This is a genomic window from Cohnella fermenti, assembly GCF_004801405.1.
In the GTDB taxonomy this organism is placed as follows: Bacteria; Bacillota; Bacilli; order Paenibacillales; family Paenibacillaceae; genus Cohnella; species Cohnella fermenti.
Window position 1 is genome coordinate 119,363 of sequence record NZ_SSOB01000001.1, and the last position, 15,180, is coordinate 134,542.

Genomic DNA, 15,180 nt, shown 5'->3' on the forward strand with positions numbered 1-15,180 from the left:
AAAGATGAAGCAAACGTTCGACAAAGCCATTGCGGTTCTGTTAATGGCCATGATTGTATTTTCCCTTCTGCCGCAAGGCGTCGCGCTCGCGGATGGAACAGGAGGGAGAGCAACCTATTATGTGTCCAACGATGGCGACGACGCGAATTCGGGAGGCGCGGGCTCGCCGTTCCAATCGTTATCCAGAGGCGTCGCGCAGTTGCAGCCCGGCGACACGCTGGTTATTCAAGCCGGGGAGTACTCGGAAGCACTCGTTGTCGATGGCTTGTCCGGTACGGCGCAAGCTCCGATTACGATTCGCGGGGAGGATGGGGCGAACATCACGGCAAGCGCTTATGTGAACGCGCCATTCTGGAAGAACTTTACGCTAAGCGTGACGAACAGCGAATACGTGAATATCGTCAATCTGAACCTGACCTTCGGAGGGACGCCGACTACAGGCGATAGCTACACGGTAGGGATCAGCAACGCGAAGCATGTAAGTCTTCAGAACAATTATTTAAATGCCGGGAGCCCGGCTTATGCGGTATTCTACCTGAATACCAATAATGAGAATCTTGTTCTCGACGGCAACTATATTGAAGGTTCGGACAACGCCTTCTATGGCTACGGAATCAACAATACGACCGTTACGAACAATATTTTCACAGAATGGTGGGCGTTCCACTTTGAATCAAGCACCTCGACGAACAATGTGATTAGCAATAACGTATTCGCGGGTACGGGAGAACACTTCTACGGCGGAGCTTATGCGAACAGCACGATCACGAACAATATTTTCCTGGGGAATCCTACCCTGACGCAAGACTCCGGCAATACGATCAGCCATAACAGCGTCATAAGCGAGAGCTATAAAACCTCCGCTGAGGATGTGGTGGCTTCGGCAACGGAGTTGTTCGTCTCGGCCTCCGATTATCATCTGAAGGATGGAAGTCCGGCGATCGATGCGGGAACCTCAACGGGCATGCCGCAATATGACCGGGAGGGAAGCGTTCGTTACGGAACACCGGATATCGGCGCTTATACGTATGGCAAGGTGTATTATCTGGATGGCAGTGCCGCTCCCGGAGGGGACGGGCTGAGCGAGTCTACCGCATTCAGTCTGTTGACGGAAGCGAATACGGCGCTTGAGCCGGGGGCCACCCTCCTTATCAGGCCGGGAACCTATTCCGGCAATCTCTCGATCTCGGGTACAGGCACCTCGGATACGAAGCCGATTGCGATTCGCAAGATGGGCCAAGGTACGGTTCAAATCAATGGAGGCTCCAGCCCTGCGCTCTCTCTGGTCGACATCGCGAATGTCACCGTCGACGGCTTGTATCTAATGAGCTCCGGCAATTCCGCGTTATTGGCGGACGGACTGATCAACGGCGACATTACGAATTCGACGTTTACGACGGCGGTTCACGGTATCGAAATTACGGGCGGCACAAGCGGCTCCAAGATTCATAGCAACACCTTCAAGCAGGTCGATCAGAAGGGGATTCTGCTGAAGGACTCGGCAGGCAATCAGATCTATAACAACATCTTCGACAACTACAAGAATATCCTCAACGAAGGCGGCAGCTTCACGAATACGTTAATTATGAACAACGTCTTTATCTCCCATTACGGCGACGGCTCCAATATCATTCTGAAGGGAACCGATACCGGCAATACAATCGCGAATAATATTTTCCAAGCGGAAGGCGCTCTAGCCATCCAAGCTCCGGTTGCCTTCTACGAAGCGACAGCCGACAATATGGTTGACTACAACCTGTATGACAGCACCAGCTATGGTTTGTCGGGAGGAACGCCCGCGAACGAGATTAACAGCGTATACGGAAATCCGCTGTTCGCAAGCGCGGCCGATTATCACCTGCAGTCGGGCAGCGCCGCCATTAACAGAGGGACGAACGCAAACGCACCGGCGTTCGATAGAGACGGCAACGTCCGCTTCGGGACAACGGATATCGGCGCTTATGAGTATGCGGGCGACTCCTCGGCTTTCTATGTTGTCTCCCAGTCTCCGCAGGGAAGCGGGAACAGCGTTCAATCCAAGATTGACATTGTGCTATCCGAGCCGGCAACGAACGATAATGGGAATATTGCGAATAATCTGACCATAACGACGACAGTGGACGGCAATCAGGTATTGGTGCCCGGCGGCATTAGCGCGACGGCCGAAGGCGCAGGAATCAAGATCACGTTCACGCCCGCGAGCGCATTGAATTATGATGCGACGTACACTGTTCAGGTGAAGAAGGACTTGATGAGCACGAACGGCAATTATCTTCCGGCCGACGTCGTATGGAGCTTCAGCACGGAAGCTTTCATTATGAGTGAGTACTATATTTCTCCGAACGGCAGCGACGCCAACTTGGGGACAATCGACAGTCCGAAGAGGACCGTATCGTCCGGGCTGATCGCCAAGCTGAAGGCCGGAGATACGGTGTACTTCCGGGAGGGTACTTATAACGGAGTCATTGTGCTCCAGTCGTACTCCGGTACGGCGGACAAGCCGATCACATTCAGAAGCTATCCAAATGAGAAGGCCGTCTTGACGTCGGACCATTCGGACTATATCATCTATCTCGGTCACAGCCAGAATATCCGGATCGAAGGCTTGACGTTCGCTCCGAATGCCTCTCAGAACGGCTCCCGGGGGCCCGCGATTCGAATCGACAATCATACAGCAGGTGGGCAGCAGAGTGCAGGCCTCGTCGTTACCGGCAATCGCTTCGTTAATTGCGGAACGGCCATCGCGACGAGAGATCTGGTGAATGTCGGTTATGGAGACTTTGAATTCTCGAACAATGTCATTCTATCGAACGACAGTTGGGGGTTGTATTTCCAAGAGGTTAGAGTCAAGGAAGGCAGCTATGGGAAAATATTCGACAATGTGATCTACGGTGCTTCCCGCAGTCTTAATCTATGGGGGAAGAGCTCCAACCTGCTGTTCTACAACAATACGTTCGCCGATACGTACGATGCGGTAGGCGGGAGCGGCCGGTTCGATGTGTATCCGGTACAGGGGACATACGACGCCGCCGCAAATCCTATCAATATCTCGACGAATCTGGTGTTCAAGAACAACATCTTCACCAAGCCGATCCGCACGCAGCTTGAAGGCGGCAAATCCATTATTGACGCTTCACAGAACGTTGTGTTCGACAATAACGTTTACTCGATTAATGGCACTCAGCGCGTCACCTACAATTACGGCGGCGAAGGCCCGACTCTAACGCTGTCGGAATTGCAAAGCGGCACAAGCTGGGCCAATCAAGGGCGGCCATTGGAGACGAACGGCATATCCGGTGAAGTCACCTTCGTCGATACGGCGAGCGACGCCCGGATTATCTTCGGCACGAATCCTGCAATCGGTGCGGCTGATTCGACAATCATTCCCGGCGTTACCGCACCGGCAACGGATATTAACGGAAATTTGCGTACCCGGAACGAAGCGGGGGCCTTTGCTTTCGATCAGACCTTCGCGTTTGTAGGCGCTAATGACGGAGTGGCGGACGGCTCACCGCTGAGGCCATATCCTTCGATTGGCGCCGCGATAGATGCGGGAGCCAAGAGCATTCAAGTTATGGCGGGAAGCTACGAGGACGACGAGACCATTAATATGGCGACTTCGACCGGCGAAGGCGATGTCAAGATCGAGTCTTACAACGGTGAAGTCATTCTTAGAGGGGCTGTGCAAATCAATGGAACGGCGGGCAAGTCCGTTACTCTGCAAGGCTTGACTTTGATCGGCGATTTGACGTTAGCCGGCTCGAATATCAGACTGGACAGCAATCATATCCAGGGCTCCGTCACCTTGAATCAAGCCAATGGCGCAGAGGTTGTCAACAATATCTTCGCGCCTGCAGCCTCGGTTGCCATCGGGATCTCCAATACGGACGACAGTTCCATCGCCAATAACGTCATTACGGGGAGAACGACGGCTATTCAACTGTCGTCCGGCTCGCAGGACAACAAGATTTACAACAATACTCTGTACGGCAACACCAAGGACGTTGCGGTGAGCGGCAATTCCGCGAACAACGCGTTTAGGAACAACATTTTCTCCACGAAGATTGACAGCTATTCCGATAACGAGTTCGATTACAACCTGTACAATGCGGATACGATCGGGCAAGCCGATTTGAACGCTGTATCAGAGGCCCATGCCGTCAAGGCATCCGCCCAATTCATCAATGCCAAGGCGAACGATTTCCGGATTTACAAGCAAAGTCCTGCCATGGGCTCCGGCATCATGGATTCGAACACGCCTTCTAAGGACATCAACGGGAATGTGAGAAACACTCCTGTCGATATCGGGGCTTATGCGGTCGCTGCGATACAAGTGACGTATTATGTCGATGGCTTGATGGGCGACGATGCGAATTCAGGTACGCAAGATGCGCCGTTCGCAACGATTGCTGCTGCGCTGAACGCATTGCGGAATGGCGAGACGGTCATCGTCAATGCGGGTACCTACAATGAAGACATTACACTAATCAACCGCTCGGGACAGAATGCCGGCGAGTATGTTATCCAAGCGAACGGCAAGGTTGTGCTGAATGGCGTTATCGCGCTGAACAATGCGACCGGAGTGACGATTGAAGGCTTCACCGTTAATGCGGGAAGCGATGCTGATGCCGTTACGTTAAGCGCTTCTCCGAGAACGTCGTTGAATCAGCTTACAATCACTGGTGCCAAGAGCGGGATTCATTCGGTGAACAGCTCGGAGCTCTTCATCAACAAGGCAAGCATTCAGCAAGTAGATAAGGGGATAATTCTCGAAGGCACGGGCGCTTCGACGGCTTCGATAACGCAATCGGCTGTCGATCGGGCGAGCGTAAGAGCAATCGAAGCGGGCACTTCCGTCTCCCTGACAATGAATACGAGTGTAATCACCCGCTCGGCAGAGGGCGTGTCGGGGACGAATGCAGACGGGCTGTTTCTGTTCAACAACACGTTCTATGACAACACCGGGTACAGTATCTCTGCTGATGCGGCAACCGAACTCCGGCTTGCGAATAATATTTACTCCAGAAGCGGGAGCTGGCAAGGTTCGTACCTTCTCATCGGACAAGCCGGGCAGCTTGCTTCCGATTACAACTTATACGACGCTGGGGAGAACGAGAAGATCGTCAAGCTGAACGGCAACGATCTGACGCTTGCGGAATTCGCGGCCAACAGCGTAGAACAGCATGGTCAAATTGGAGATCCGGATTTCCAAGACGCGGTTAACGGAAATTATAAGCTGGCCAAGGGAAGCGCAGCGGCAAGAAACGGAGCGAAGGTGGTTGGCGGCCAAACGGCCCCCGATGTCGATTTGGAGGGGACGGCGTATAGCGAGCTTGGGCAGGACATCGGCGCGTACTATTCGCCCTACAGCATGAAGACCCTGCACTTGGCAGGCGACAACGTCGGTTCGCTGACCGGCGACGGTTCGGCGGAGCATCCGTTCCGAACGTTCGCCCAAGCGATCGACGCAGCGGATTCCGGAGACACGATTATCGTCCATAAAGGAATTTATTCCGGACGCTATGATATTGTCGACAAGCACGGGGTCGCCGACGCTCCGATCGTCATCAAGGCCAGCGCGGATCCGAACGATCCGCTGGATATGGCGAACGCATCGCTGCCGGGACCGATCTTCACAAGCAAGACGAACTATCAGGATCGTGACGAAGAAGCGTCGGCCGAAGTGATGACACAGATTGCGAACAGCTCTTACCTGACGATCGAAGGACTCGATATTACCGGATTCCGCGGCGCAGGGATTTGGACGATGAACAGCGATCATCTGACGTTGAGAAACCTGAATATCTGGGATATCGATACGCCGCAGGACATTACGTCCGGGGTGCAGGGCTTGCTGGTCAACTATACGACGAACTCATTATTCCAGGATATCCGAATCTGGGATATCGGTCAGACTCGCAAGAGCCAAGCAGACCATGGCGCGTATATTGGCCACAGTTCGGATCTCGTCTTCGACCGAATGAAGGTGTCGGATTCGCCTGGGGGAGGCATGCAGTTCTATTCTGGAGATAACTACGAGATTCAAGCTACAGATGTCGTTATCAAGAACAGCGTATTCTCCGAATCCAAGTATGGCTTGATTCTAGTCGGGATTCAGGGGTTCACGATTACGAACAACACGTTCTACAATAGCTGGTCCAACGATTTGTATTTAGATTGGAACGTACGCGACAATCTGTTCCAGAACAATATCTTCTATAACGACCGTACGGAGGAGTACGATTCGGTCGATGGCCAGGTGAAGCCGGTTATCGTCGGATACCAGTACAATGTCGTTCGAACGAATCCCGACCAATCGACAACCGACATGGTTGTGAACAATACGTTCCGAAATAACATGTACGACTATAAGACGTTCTCCGCGAGCGCGCAATTCCGCTTCGACGTCAAGCCGATTGCCGAATTTATGTTAGCCGAGAATGCGGCGGCAACGAACAACCGTTATAGCAAGATGTTCGCAGGAGAGGCAAGCTTCAAAGGCTCGCTCGTCGGTTCGGCGGATGACTATGAGGAGGCCGAGCGAATCTTCGATGGCATTCTGGACCTGAACGACGGCAGCGAAGCGATTGATCAAGGCGTGCTCGAATTCGCGCCGATCTCGGATATTCTCGGACGCAACAGGGTGGGCATGCCGGATCTGGGCGCGTATGAGAATCCGAATGGCGGCAGCGACAACGGTAGCAATAATGGCAATAACGGCAATAACAACAACGGCAATGGCGGATCGGCAGTTCCGTCGGCCGGGACGATTGCTGCTCCGTCGCTGAATGCCGATACGGGCGTTGCCAGCGCCAACATGAGCAGTCAAGAGATGGCAGAGGCGCTGAAGTCGGCTTCGGCTGGCGAGAATGGCGAGAAGTCGGTTCTTATCACGCTGCCATTCTTGCAAGGGGCGACCGCTTATTCGGTCGAGCTCCCGAATCCCGTCGAATTCACGGCGGATGCGGTAGAGGTTGTCGTGAGCACTGCGAAAGGCACGGTTGCCATTCCAAGCTCCATCTTGGGCAAGGCCGGTCAAGGCAGGTTGACGCTTAGCATCGGTTCTCCGGAATCCTCGGTGGATGGTTCGCCGGATGGGGTAACGGTCATTCTGATGCAAGGCGGCAGTCCCGTATCATTATCTGCAGGGAATTCCGTCAGCGATAAGGTCAAGGTCTGGGTGCCGTATACGCTGACGGCTGAACAGCTTAATCATCCGGAGAGCATCGCGGTATGGCGTTCCGACAGTAATGGCAACAAGCTCTACGTGCCGAGCGCCCATTACGATGCGGCAGCGGGAGCGGTAGTGTTTGAAGCAGAGGCTGCGGGCAGCTACTGGATCTCCGATGGATACAAGACCTTCAATGATATTGTGGGTATCAATTGGGCTAAGGGAGCTGTAGAAGCACTTGCTTCCAAGGGGATCATCAGCGGAGTGTCGGCGGACTCGTTCGCGCCTGCGGAGCCTATCCGCAGAGGGGATTTCGTAGCGCTTCTGGTTCGCGCGTTGGGCTTGCATTCCCAGGCGAACGACAACTTCATCGATGTGAAGCCGGGGGACTATTATTATGAGGAGATCGCGATCGCCAGGAGCCTCGGCATCGCGACGGGAGCCGGCAACTCCAGCTTTAACCCGAAAGACAGCATCAGCAGGCAGGACATGATGGTGCTTGCTTACAGGGCGATGCAGGCCGCGGGCATACAGATGGTCGACGAAGCAGACAACGTACTTGACCAGTTCGCGGACAAGTCCAAGGTATCGACCTACGCGATTGCCGGACTCTCCACTCTGGTCAACGAGGGACTTGTATCCGGAGCGAACGGCAAGCTGAACCCGCTCGGCAGATCCACCCGAGCAGAAGCGGCGGTGCTTCTGTACAATATTTACGGCAAGAGATATGAGAATTAACTGTGCAAGGTATTGATCCGAACAACTCTCAAACAACTCCCAAACAACACGAGAACGGCGGCGCAAGGAATTTCCTCGCGCCGCCGTTTGGCGTACAGCTTCTTCGTTACCTGCGTTTAAACATATTCCAGCCGCCCATCGTGGTTGGATTCCCGGTATCTCCCGCCAGGAGCTCCTTGTAGCTTAATGCTGCTTTGCGGAAGGCCAGCGCGTATTGCTCTATTGACTCGGGCCGGTAATGCTTGAACCACGGAATCGCGTATACGCGCGAGGAGATTCCGTTGCTCACGGGAAGGCTGTCATCCAACAGCCGAACGTCCCGGTTCGCGTTGGCGATTCGAGTCGGACGGCCATGGCCGTATACATCCGCTTGTTGGAACAATGGATGGGTATGGAGCGGCAGATTGCAGCCCGGAACACAATCGGCCACTCCTTCGGCTCTGACGGCTTCGCAGAATCGGGACACGGAGAGACCGCCGAGCTCCTCGGGGCGATAATGACCGTGAGCGGCGTACCAGCCGCCCATCAAACTGTCGGAGCCGGGAGGGGTACGGTGTGCTCGAAGGCCAGGGACGTCTTCGAGCAGATCCCAGAAGTAATTCATGGCGCGTCGAATCTCCGCCTGTCTGGCTTCATAATGCCGAAGTTGTACGCGTCCGACCGCGGAGCTGAGCTGATGCATGCGATGCTTGACGCCGCCAAGCGGCAGTCCGGCGAACGGTTTAAGCGCTTCGGATTTAACCTCTTCATTGAAGCGTTCATAATGGCCGAACGCAAGCGCGCGTTCGTAAATCTCTCGATCGTTTGTAACCAGCATGCCGGCTTCGCCGACGGCCAACGACTTGCCGGCCATCAGCGACATCGCACCGACATGACCGATGGTGCCCAGCTTCCGTCCCTTGTACAGGCCGCCTTGGGCATGGGAGACATCTTCGATAACCTTGATCTTGTGCTTCTTGGCGATGGCCATTATTGTGTCCATGTCGGCGGGATGCCCGAAGTAATGAACAACGACAATAGCTTTGGTCTTCTCTCCGATCCGGTGTTCGAGATCGAGCGGATCCAGACAGAGGCTATCCGGATCAATGTCCGCGAACACGACCGTCGCTCCCAGCGAATAAGCCGGGCCTCCCGTTGCCCAGTACGTGATACTGGGGCAGATGATCTCGTCGCCAACGCCAATGCCGCAGCCGTACATGGCCGCTTGAAGCGAAGCCGTCCCGTTGTTGAACCCAAGCGCGTAGTCGACCTCCAGCCATTGCCTGAAGTCTGCTTCGAATTGCTTGGTCACTTCCGTGCCGGACATGGCTCCCCGGCGAAGAACCTCCAGGGCCGCATCCTCGTCTTCCTTGGTGACGATCGGCCAGGTGAACAGGTCTCCAGGCGCCGCTGTTACCGCCTTCGAGCCTCCGAGCAAGGCTAATCGGCTCTTCGTATTAGACATAATGAATGACCTCCGATTGCGGAATCGTCTTATGATTATTTAACGAGCTAAAGTTCAGGTCGCAGCTCTACGCTGCGGCCCGTCTTGCGGCTCTCATTCGCGCACTCCATGAAACGAACGATCTCCAGCGTCTCGCGGATGTCGATATCGGCTTCTCCGGTATGGAGAAGGTGAATGACCTTCTCCAGCATCGAGGCGTAATACGGCTTCGGGTGGGAAGCGGCGTTCGCATAATAAGTAGCAGACTCGCCATGAATAAGAGCTCCGAACGACGAGTTCCCTTTACGATTGCCGCGAATGGTGCCGATCCGTCCGTCCGCCCAGGTGCCTACAATGAGATCGTAGTCGTTATTCGTCTCCGCCAGCACGCGAATGCAGCCCGTACCTAACACACGATATAGCATCTCGACCATGTGGATTCCGTACCAGAACAGTCCCGGCTGCGTGGGTTGAATAGCCATAGGCCCGTAGCAGTCCGCGCCGGCGATCGGTTCGTCGCCCATTCGGCGAAGCTGCTCGGAGAGCGCTTCCGAGTAGCGCAGCGACGAGCAGCTCATAAGAGGAACTTGATAGCGCTCCGCGAGCGCTATCATCTCCCGGGCATCCTGCGCGGTAAGCGCGAAAGGCTTGTCGATAAAGACGGGCTTGCCGTAAGGGACGATCTTGCGGAATTGCTCCGGATGAACTCGTCCGTCGACCGATTCGAGCAGAATGGCATCGCAGCATTCCGCAACGGCTTCCTCGGAGTCCAACAGATTGACGTCGAACTTGTTTGTCAATTCTTCCGTAAAGGGCTGCAGTCGGGCGCAGCTAAGCTCGAAGTCGGGCGAAGCGGTTCCTGGATACGCGGCCTGAATGCTCCCTCCCGGTATATGATAGGGATGGTTCGGATCGTTGAGCAACTCGGCGAACGCGACGACGTGAGAGGTGTCCAGGCCGATGACGCCCAGCTTTAACGGGCTGCCCATGCTTAGTTCCCCTCTTCCTTCTGATAGAAGGCGGCTACCTTGCGGATTGCGTCGATCATATCGCGGATATCGCCTTCCGTATAGAATTCGCTAATTCCGATTCGTACCGAGGTCTGCAGAATCTCTTCCGCGTTCGGGCATATGCCTTGCTCGTAAGAGACATCAGACAGGCTGAACGGATAGTTCGTACCCGGATAGGCTTCCTTCTTCTGGAACATGGGCTGCAAGTAAACCGGCTGCGGAATGTATCCGCGAATGCAGGGGATGCCTTCCGCATTGAGCGCGGAGACGAATTCATCCACGTTAGCGTTTAATAGATGCGTGTTCAACCGGAACAAGTAGAACCAATAAGTGCTTGTTGCCCCTTCCGTCACGGCAGGAGGGAAGAGGCAACGGAAGCCGGCAAGGCCTTCGGTCAGCATGGCGCCGTATTCCTTGCGCTTATTGCAGATGCCAGCCAGCTTGTCCAGCTGAGCGATGCCGACCGCTCCTTGAAGCTCGGTCATGCGGTAGTTGGGGGCCAGATGATGAATGTCGCGCGCGACCTTCGTGCCGATCCGCTGATAGTTTTTGTCGGCGAAGGCGTGCGCGATTACGTAGTCTTCCTCGTCTGCCGAATTGATCGTGACCATGCCGCCGTCTCCCGTCGAGATATGCTTGAAGTCATTCGTGCTGAAGCAGCCGTAATCGCCGATCGTCCCGACCAGCTTGCCTTTGTATTCGCTGAGATAACTTTGAGCGCAATCCTCGATGACCTTCAGGCTATGCTTGTGCGCGATCCCCATAATGGCGTCCATATCGCACGGATTGCCCGCCAGATGAACGACTACAATGGCCTTGGTCCTCTTCGTGATTCTTGCCTCGACAGAGACGGGATCAAGATTGTACGTATCGGGAAGAACATCGGCGAACACGGGAATGGCGTTCTGATAGAGAATGCCGATAACTGTCCCTTGATCGGTAATCGGGCTGGTAATGACTTCGTCTCCTGCGGTAATGCCGGCCGCTCCGAGCGCGACATGGATCGCAGCCGTCCCTGAACTGACCGCGACACTGTGGCGGACACCGTACATCCCGTTAAACTTCTTCAGGAAGCGCTTAACCTTCTCTCCGTAATGGTAGAAAAGGGTGTCTTGTTCCAGCGCCTCCCGCAACTGTTGGAGTTCCTCCTCTCCGAAGCGTTTGCCTGTTCCGAATGGAGTTTCCTTGGTCTTGGGGCCGCCGTGAATGGCTAACTTCTCTGTCATTGCAATCCCTCCGAGAAAGTTCGATTAAATACGTACAAATGAGTATCGACCGCGAAATACAGCTTCCCGTCTTGCATGACGGAGGCTCTCACTTCTCCGGGAACCTCGGTTATAAAATGGCCCGTTCCGGAAGAAACGTCAATCTCCCAGTATTGATTGTTACCGAAAGCGCCGGCTGTTCGTTCTCCCGTCTCGACCAGCCAATGGCATGAATGCCCGATCGGCACCTCATGCACGAATGAGAGGCGGATGGGATCGAAGATCATAATGTCATTGCCGACGCTGACCAGCACACGATCTCCGAGCGCAAGAATGCCGTTTCCTGCTTCCCGTCCCATCTCGAACGTCCTCTGATGGACGATTCCTCTTCCCGGCTTCCATACGTTGAAGCTGCAGGCTATTTCGCGATGCGCAAGTCCGCTGGCCCCGCCATTCGTCGTGAAGTATACGTACTTCCCATCGGCAGCCATGCCCGCAACCTGTTGACCGGGCACGGGGTCGATCCAGCTCTCGATAACCAATGTATCTGGGGAGATTCGCGACAAGCCCCCTCCATAATGGCCATATTCGGCTGACCATCCCGTCCAGATGCCGCCGTCGGGACCGATCACCGAACGACCTTCCGGTCGAATGAGCTCGGGGGCAACGGACTGCAGAGTGCGAGGATTGATATTGTTAATTTGATCCCAAGGGACTTCGGGGTCGTAGACGAGATGATCTCCCCCTACGTATGAGGTCAGGAACAGTCGGTCGCCGGAGAACTGCATGCCGTAGACTTCGCCCCCCGCATTGCATACCGAGGAAGAATTCCAACTGTCACCGGATGCAGGGTCGTAACGGAATATCGTTTGTCCGAACCCGCTGGATCCCCATAGCAGCCCCTTACGGTCTGTTTGCAGCGAGAAAATCGCCGTTGGAGGAGCAGAGACCGGAATTCGAAGAAGATCGACTTCGATCGGCTCTTCCGAATCGACGTCTCCGATCGGTTCCGGAAGGACGAAGTAGTCTTGTCCCCTTACGCCCGCCAGCTTGTTCCCTTGTAACCGAAGCACGGGAATTCGTTGGCCGTTGGTCAAAAGGACCGAAGTGCGGGGAAGCAGTTCCTTCCCGGGAGTGTCATCGAACGGAAGCAACGTCGCCGCGTCATAGTAACAGAGTGTCCCGTTCTTCTCCGTGCAGACGAATCGAGCCGTTACCCAACGGATTTGCTCGTCCGCTTCGCCGAATGGAAGGAATGCCCCGGCTTCCAGGTCATAGGCAATCATACCGATCGAATTATATCCGTAATTGCAGAGGATGTAGCCGGCCGCCTCCCCCCACACGGGTCTGCTGTAAAGATTGGCCGAATCGTTCGATATTTTGCCCAGACAGGTTAGCGAATGGTTATCCGGATTGTAGCGGATCAGAGAGCAACCGGGATAAGTGCCGCCATAGACGTTGCCATCCGATCCAAGCGTTAATTGCCAAAAGTAAGTTTCTCCTTCGGCAACGAGCGGGGGAGCCCAGAGCCTCGTTCGCAGATCCAGAACATGAAGGTAGGCCTGACCGACGCAGGTACCGACGACCAGTTTCTCGTTGTTCAAGTTTACAAGCCCCCAGGCCCCCGCCCCGGCAGGCAACTCCAAGGACGAGCCTTCGCCTGTCAGCGGATCGATCAGAATGAGGCTTCCCGTCGCCCCCATTGCATAGTTTGAGAGAACCAGCTTCTCCCGATCATCCAGAGGATCGGTTACGATGGCGCTCGCCAATATATTGAAGTTGCGGCAGGGCTGACCTAAGCGGGAGAACGGCATATGCGGCATTCGTTGATTTTCTCCCCTTTGCGTAATGCTGGTTTGGCGTTGCCGTCCTCCTCAGTGCTTGCAGAAGGACGGGATAAAAAAAGCCCAAGCAGCACTTGGGCCAGAATAGGAGCGTTATTGTCCCATTTTTTTGAAGCCTGTCAATGTTCTGCCCTGCAAGCTCTCATTCATTTCTTTAATAATGTCGGAGCCTCCGCTCTTCATGTAGTCGGATACGACATCATCCCATGAGGTCAAGGGCAACTCGCCCATGATCATCTTGACTTGCGCATCCGCTACTTTATTGATGGCTTCCGTTCCCTTGCTGCTATTATTGGTAGGGGAATATCCGATATAGCTCGGGTCGACATATTCGGGGAAGTCGACATATTCCTGTTCCAGTTGCGCAACGTAAGGCTTGAGCAGCGGATTGTTGGTCGTCTCGGAGTATTTGTTGTCCAGAACGGATGGCGCCCACATATTGGAATCCGGGAGATAGCTGAACGGAGTCAATCCTTGATCAGGCTGCGCGAATGTCGCTGCTCCGTTGTCGAAGGTGTATCCCGTCCCTTCCTGGCCCGAGCGGAAGTCGAACGTTTCATTATCCGGCGTGCGTTCATCAACCGGAACAAAGGTGCGGCCATAGTCGATCAGGGACAGGATGCGATCGATCTTGCCTTCGTCCCCGGCGAGCTTGGCGTTCAGAACAGTGATTCGGTAATACCCTCGTTGAGCAGTCAAGCCCTGGGAGCCGTCCGGCGCAACGAACGGCGGAATGGAGCTGAGCTTGGCGTCGGGAGCAACCGAGAGCAAGGAATTGGCCAGATTCTCATCCATGCCGCGAATGCCGCCCATGTAAATCCCGGCCTTATTGTTGTAGAAGTCCGACTGTCCGACCTCGAAGCTGGCATTGGCGCCGAAGCCCTTGGTAATCGCTCCCTGCTTGTACAAGTCGGCATAGAGAGCAACCTGTTCCTTTCTTGCGTCGCTGATATAGCCCGGAATCAGATTGCCGTCCGCGTCTTTGTGATACCAGGCATCGCGATCCCAATAGGCTCCCATGGCGTAGGACGGAGCGCCGCCCGGTCCCATGACAAGGCCATACGTATCGTTCTTGCCGTTCTGGTCCGGATCGTCGTTCGTGAAGGCGAGGGCGACCTGAGCCAGTTCTTCATAGGTCGTCGGCATCTGCAACCCGAGGTTGTCCAGCCAGTCCTGGCGGATGACCCAGTTCTGGGTTGGATTGTTGGGATAATAACGCGGAATGCCCCAGATTTGACCGTCTTTATTCGTAACCGCTGCCCAGATCTCGTCGGGCACCTCGGCCAGTGTCGGGTATTTGTCGATATAGTCGTTCAGTGGAAGGAACGCCCCCATATCAGCCCAGGTATGCAGAGCGCCACCGGCCAGATACTCCTCGATGCCCAGCACATCCGGCATGTCTCCGCCGGCGATCGTTGTTGACATCTTTTCCTGATAGCCGTCGTAAGGAACAATGGTCGGCTTGTAATCGATATTGAATTTCTCGTTGATTTGGCTGATGGCCGCCCCGTCCGTAGGAGGGATTTTGCCATACGTGAAGTCGAGCATCGAGATCGAATATTTCTTGCTCGCATCGGAGCTGGCGGATGCAGAAGCAGAAGAGCCTGATGGGGAAGCGGAGTTGCCGTTCGAGTTGCTGTCATTCGAAGAACAAGCCGCCAAAGAGAACATTAGAGAGAGCGAAAGTGCAGGTATTGCAGCATTTCTCATTTTGAACGTGGCCATAGTACATCCCCTTTTCCAATAATAGATGGTTTTAAGAGCTCCATGCGACATACCTCTGACGGGA

Annotated in this window: 7 protein-coding genes; 2 read left to right on the forward strand and 5 right to left on the reverse strand. The window is 54.7% G+C overall.

Annotated elements, in window-relative coordinates; all coding sequences use genetic code 11:
* Positions 1-4: 4 nt before the first annotated feature.
* A complete protein-coding gene (locus tag E6C55_RS00420; RefSeq protein WP_136367799.1) occupies positions 5-7,909 on the forward strand; it encodes a right-handed parallel beta-helix repeat-containing protein in 7,905 nt (2,634 codons plus the stop codon).
* 106 nt (positions 7,910-8,015) lie between these two features.
* Here the strand turns inward: E6C55_RS00420 and E6C55_RS00425 are convergent, their stop codons facing one another.
* The 5 genes from E6C55_RS00425 to E6C55_RS00445 form a co-directional block, all read right to left on the reverse strand.
* Entirely contained in the window at positions 8,016-9,353 is a 1,338-nt protein-coding gene (locus tag E6C55_RS00425; RefSeq protein ID WP_136367800.1) for a DegT/DnrJ/EryC1/StrS family aminotransferase, read from the reverse strand.
* Positions 9,354-9,400: 47 nt separating this feature from the next.
* On the reverse strand, positions 9,401-10,321 hold the full coding sequence (locus E6C55_RS00430) for a Gfo/Idh/MocA family protein (protein ID WP_136367801.1): 921 nt from the start codon (positions 10,319-10,321) through the stop codon (positions 9,401-9,403).
* 2 nt (positions 10,322-10,323) lie between these two features.
* Positions 10,324-11,568, reverse strand: a complete 1,245-nt coding sequence (locus tag E6C55_RS00435; RefSeq protein ID WP_136367802.1) for a DegT/DnrJ/EryC1/StrS family aminotransferase — start codon at positions 11,566-11,568, stop codon at positions 10,324-10,326.
* Entirely contained in the window at positions 11,565-13,370 is a 1,806-nt protein-coding gene (locus E6C55_RS00440) for an NHL repeat-containing protein (protein ID WP_136367803.1), read from the reverse strand. Before E6C55_RS00440 ends, E6C55_RS00435 begins: the two co-directional genes overlap by 4 nt.
* Positions 13,371-13,484: 114 nt before the next feature.
* Positions 13,485-14,939 carry an extracellular solute-binding protein gene (locus E6C55_RS00445; protein WP_168735372.1) on the reverse strand — a complete coding sequence of 485 codons (1,455 nt, stop codon included), beginning with the start codon at positions 14,937-14,939 and terminating at the stop codon, positions 13,485-13,487.
* On the opposite strand from E6C55_RS00445, the gene E6C55_RS33540 reads away from it, so the two are divergent.
* Positions 14,926-15,138, forward strand: coding sequence for a hypothetical protein (locus E6C55_RS33540; protein ID WP_168735373.1), 213 nt, complete (start codon positions 14,926-14,928; stop codon positions 15,136-15,138). The genes E6C55_RS00445 and E6C55_RS33540 overlap by 14 nt on opposite strands.
* The last annotated feature ends 42 nt before the right edge of the window (positions 15,139-15,180 follow it).

Bases quoted from the DNA above. Each gene is read 5' to 3' on its own strand.
- E6C55_RS00430 (WP_136367801.1), bottom strand. From the start codon at position 10,321: ATGGGCAGCCCGTTAAAGCTGGGCGTCATCGGCCTGGACACCTCTCAC.
- E6C55_RS00420 (WP_136367799.1), top strand. From the start codon at position 5: ATGAAGCAAACGTTCGACAAAGCCATTGCGGTTCTGTTAATGGCCATG.
- E6C55_RS00445 (WP_168735372.1), bottom strand. From the start codon at position 14,939: ATGCTCGACTTCACGTATGGCAAAATCCCTCCTACGGACGGGGCGGCC.
- E6C55_RS00440 (WP_136367803.1), bottom strand. From the start codon at position 13,370: ATGCCGCATATGCCGTTCTCCCGCTTAGGTCAGCCCTGCCGCAACTTC.
- E6C55_RS00435 (WP_136367802.1), bottom strand. From the start codon at position 11,568: ATGACAGAGAAGTTAGCCATTCACGGCGGCCCCAAGACCAAGGAAACT.
- E6C55_RS00425 (WP_136367800.1), bottom strand. From the start codon at position 9,353: ATGTCTAATACGAAGAGCCGATTAGCCTTGCTCGGAGGCTCGAAGGCG.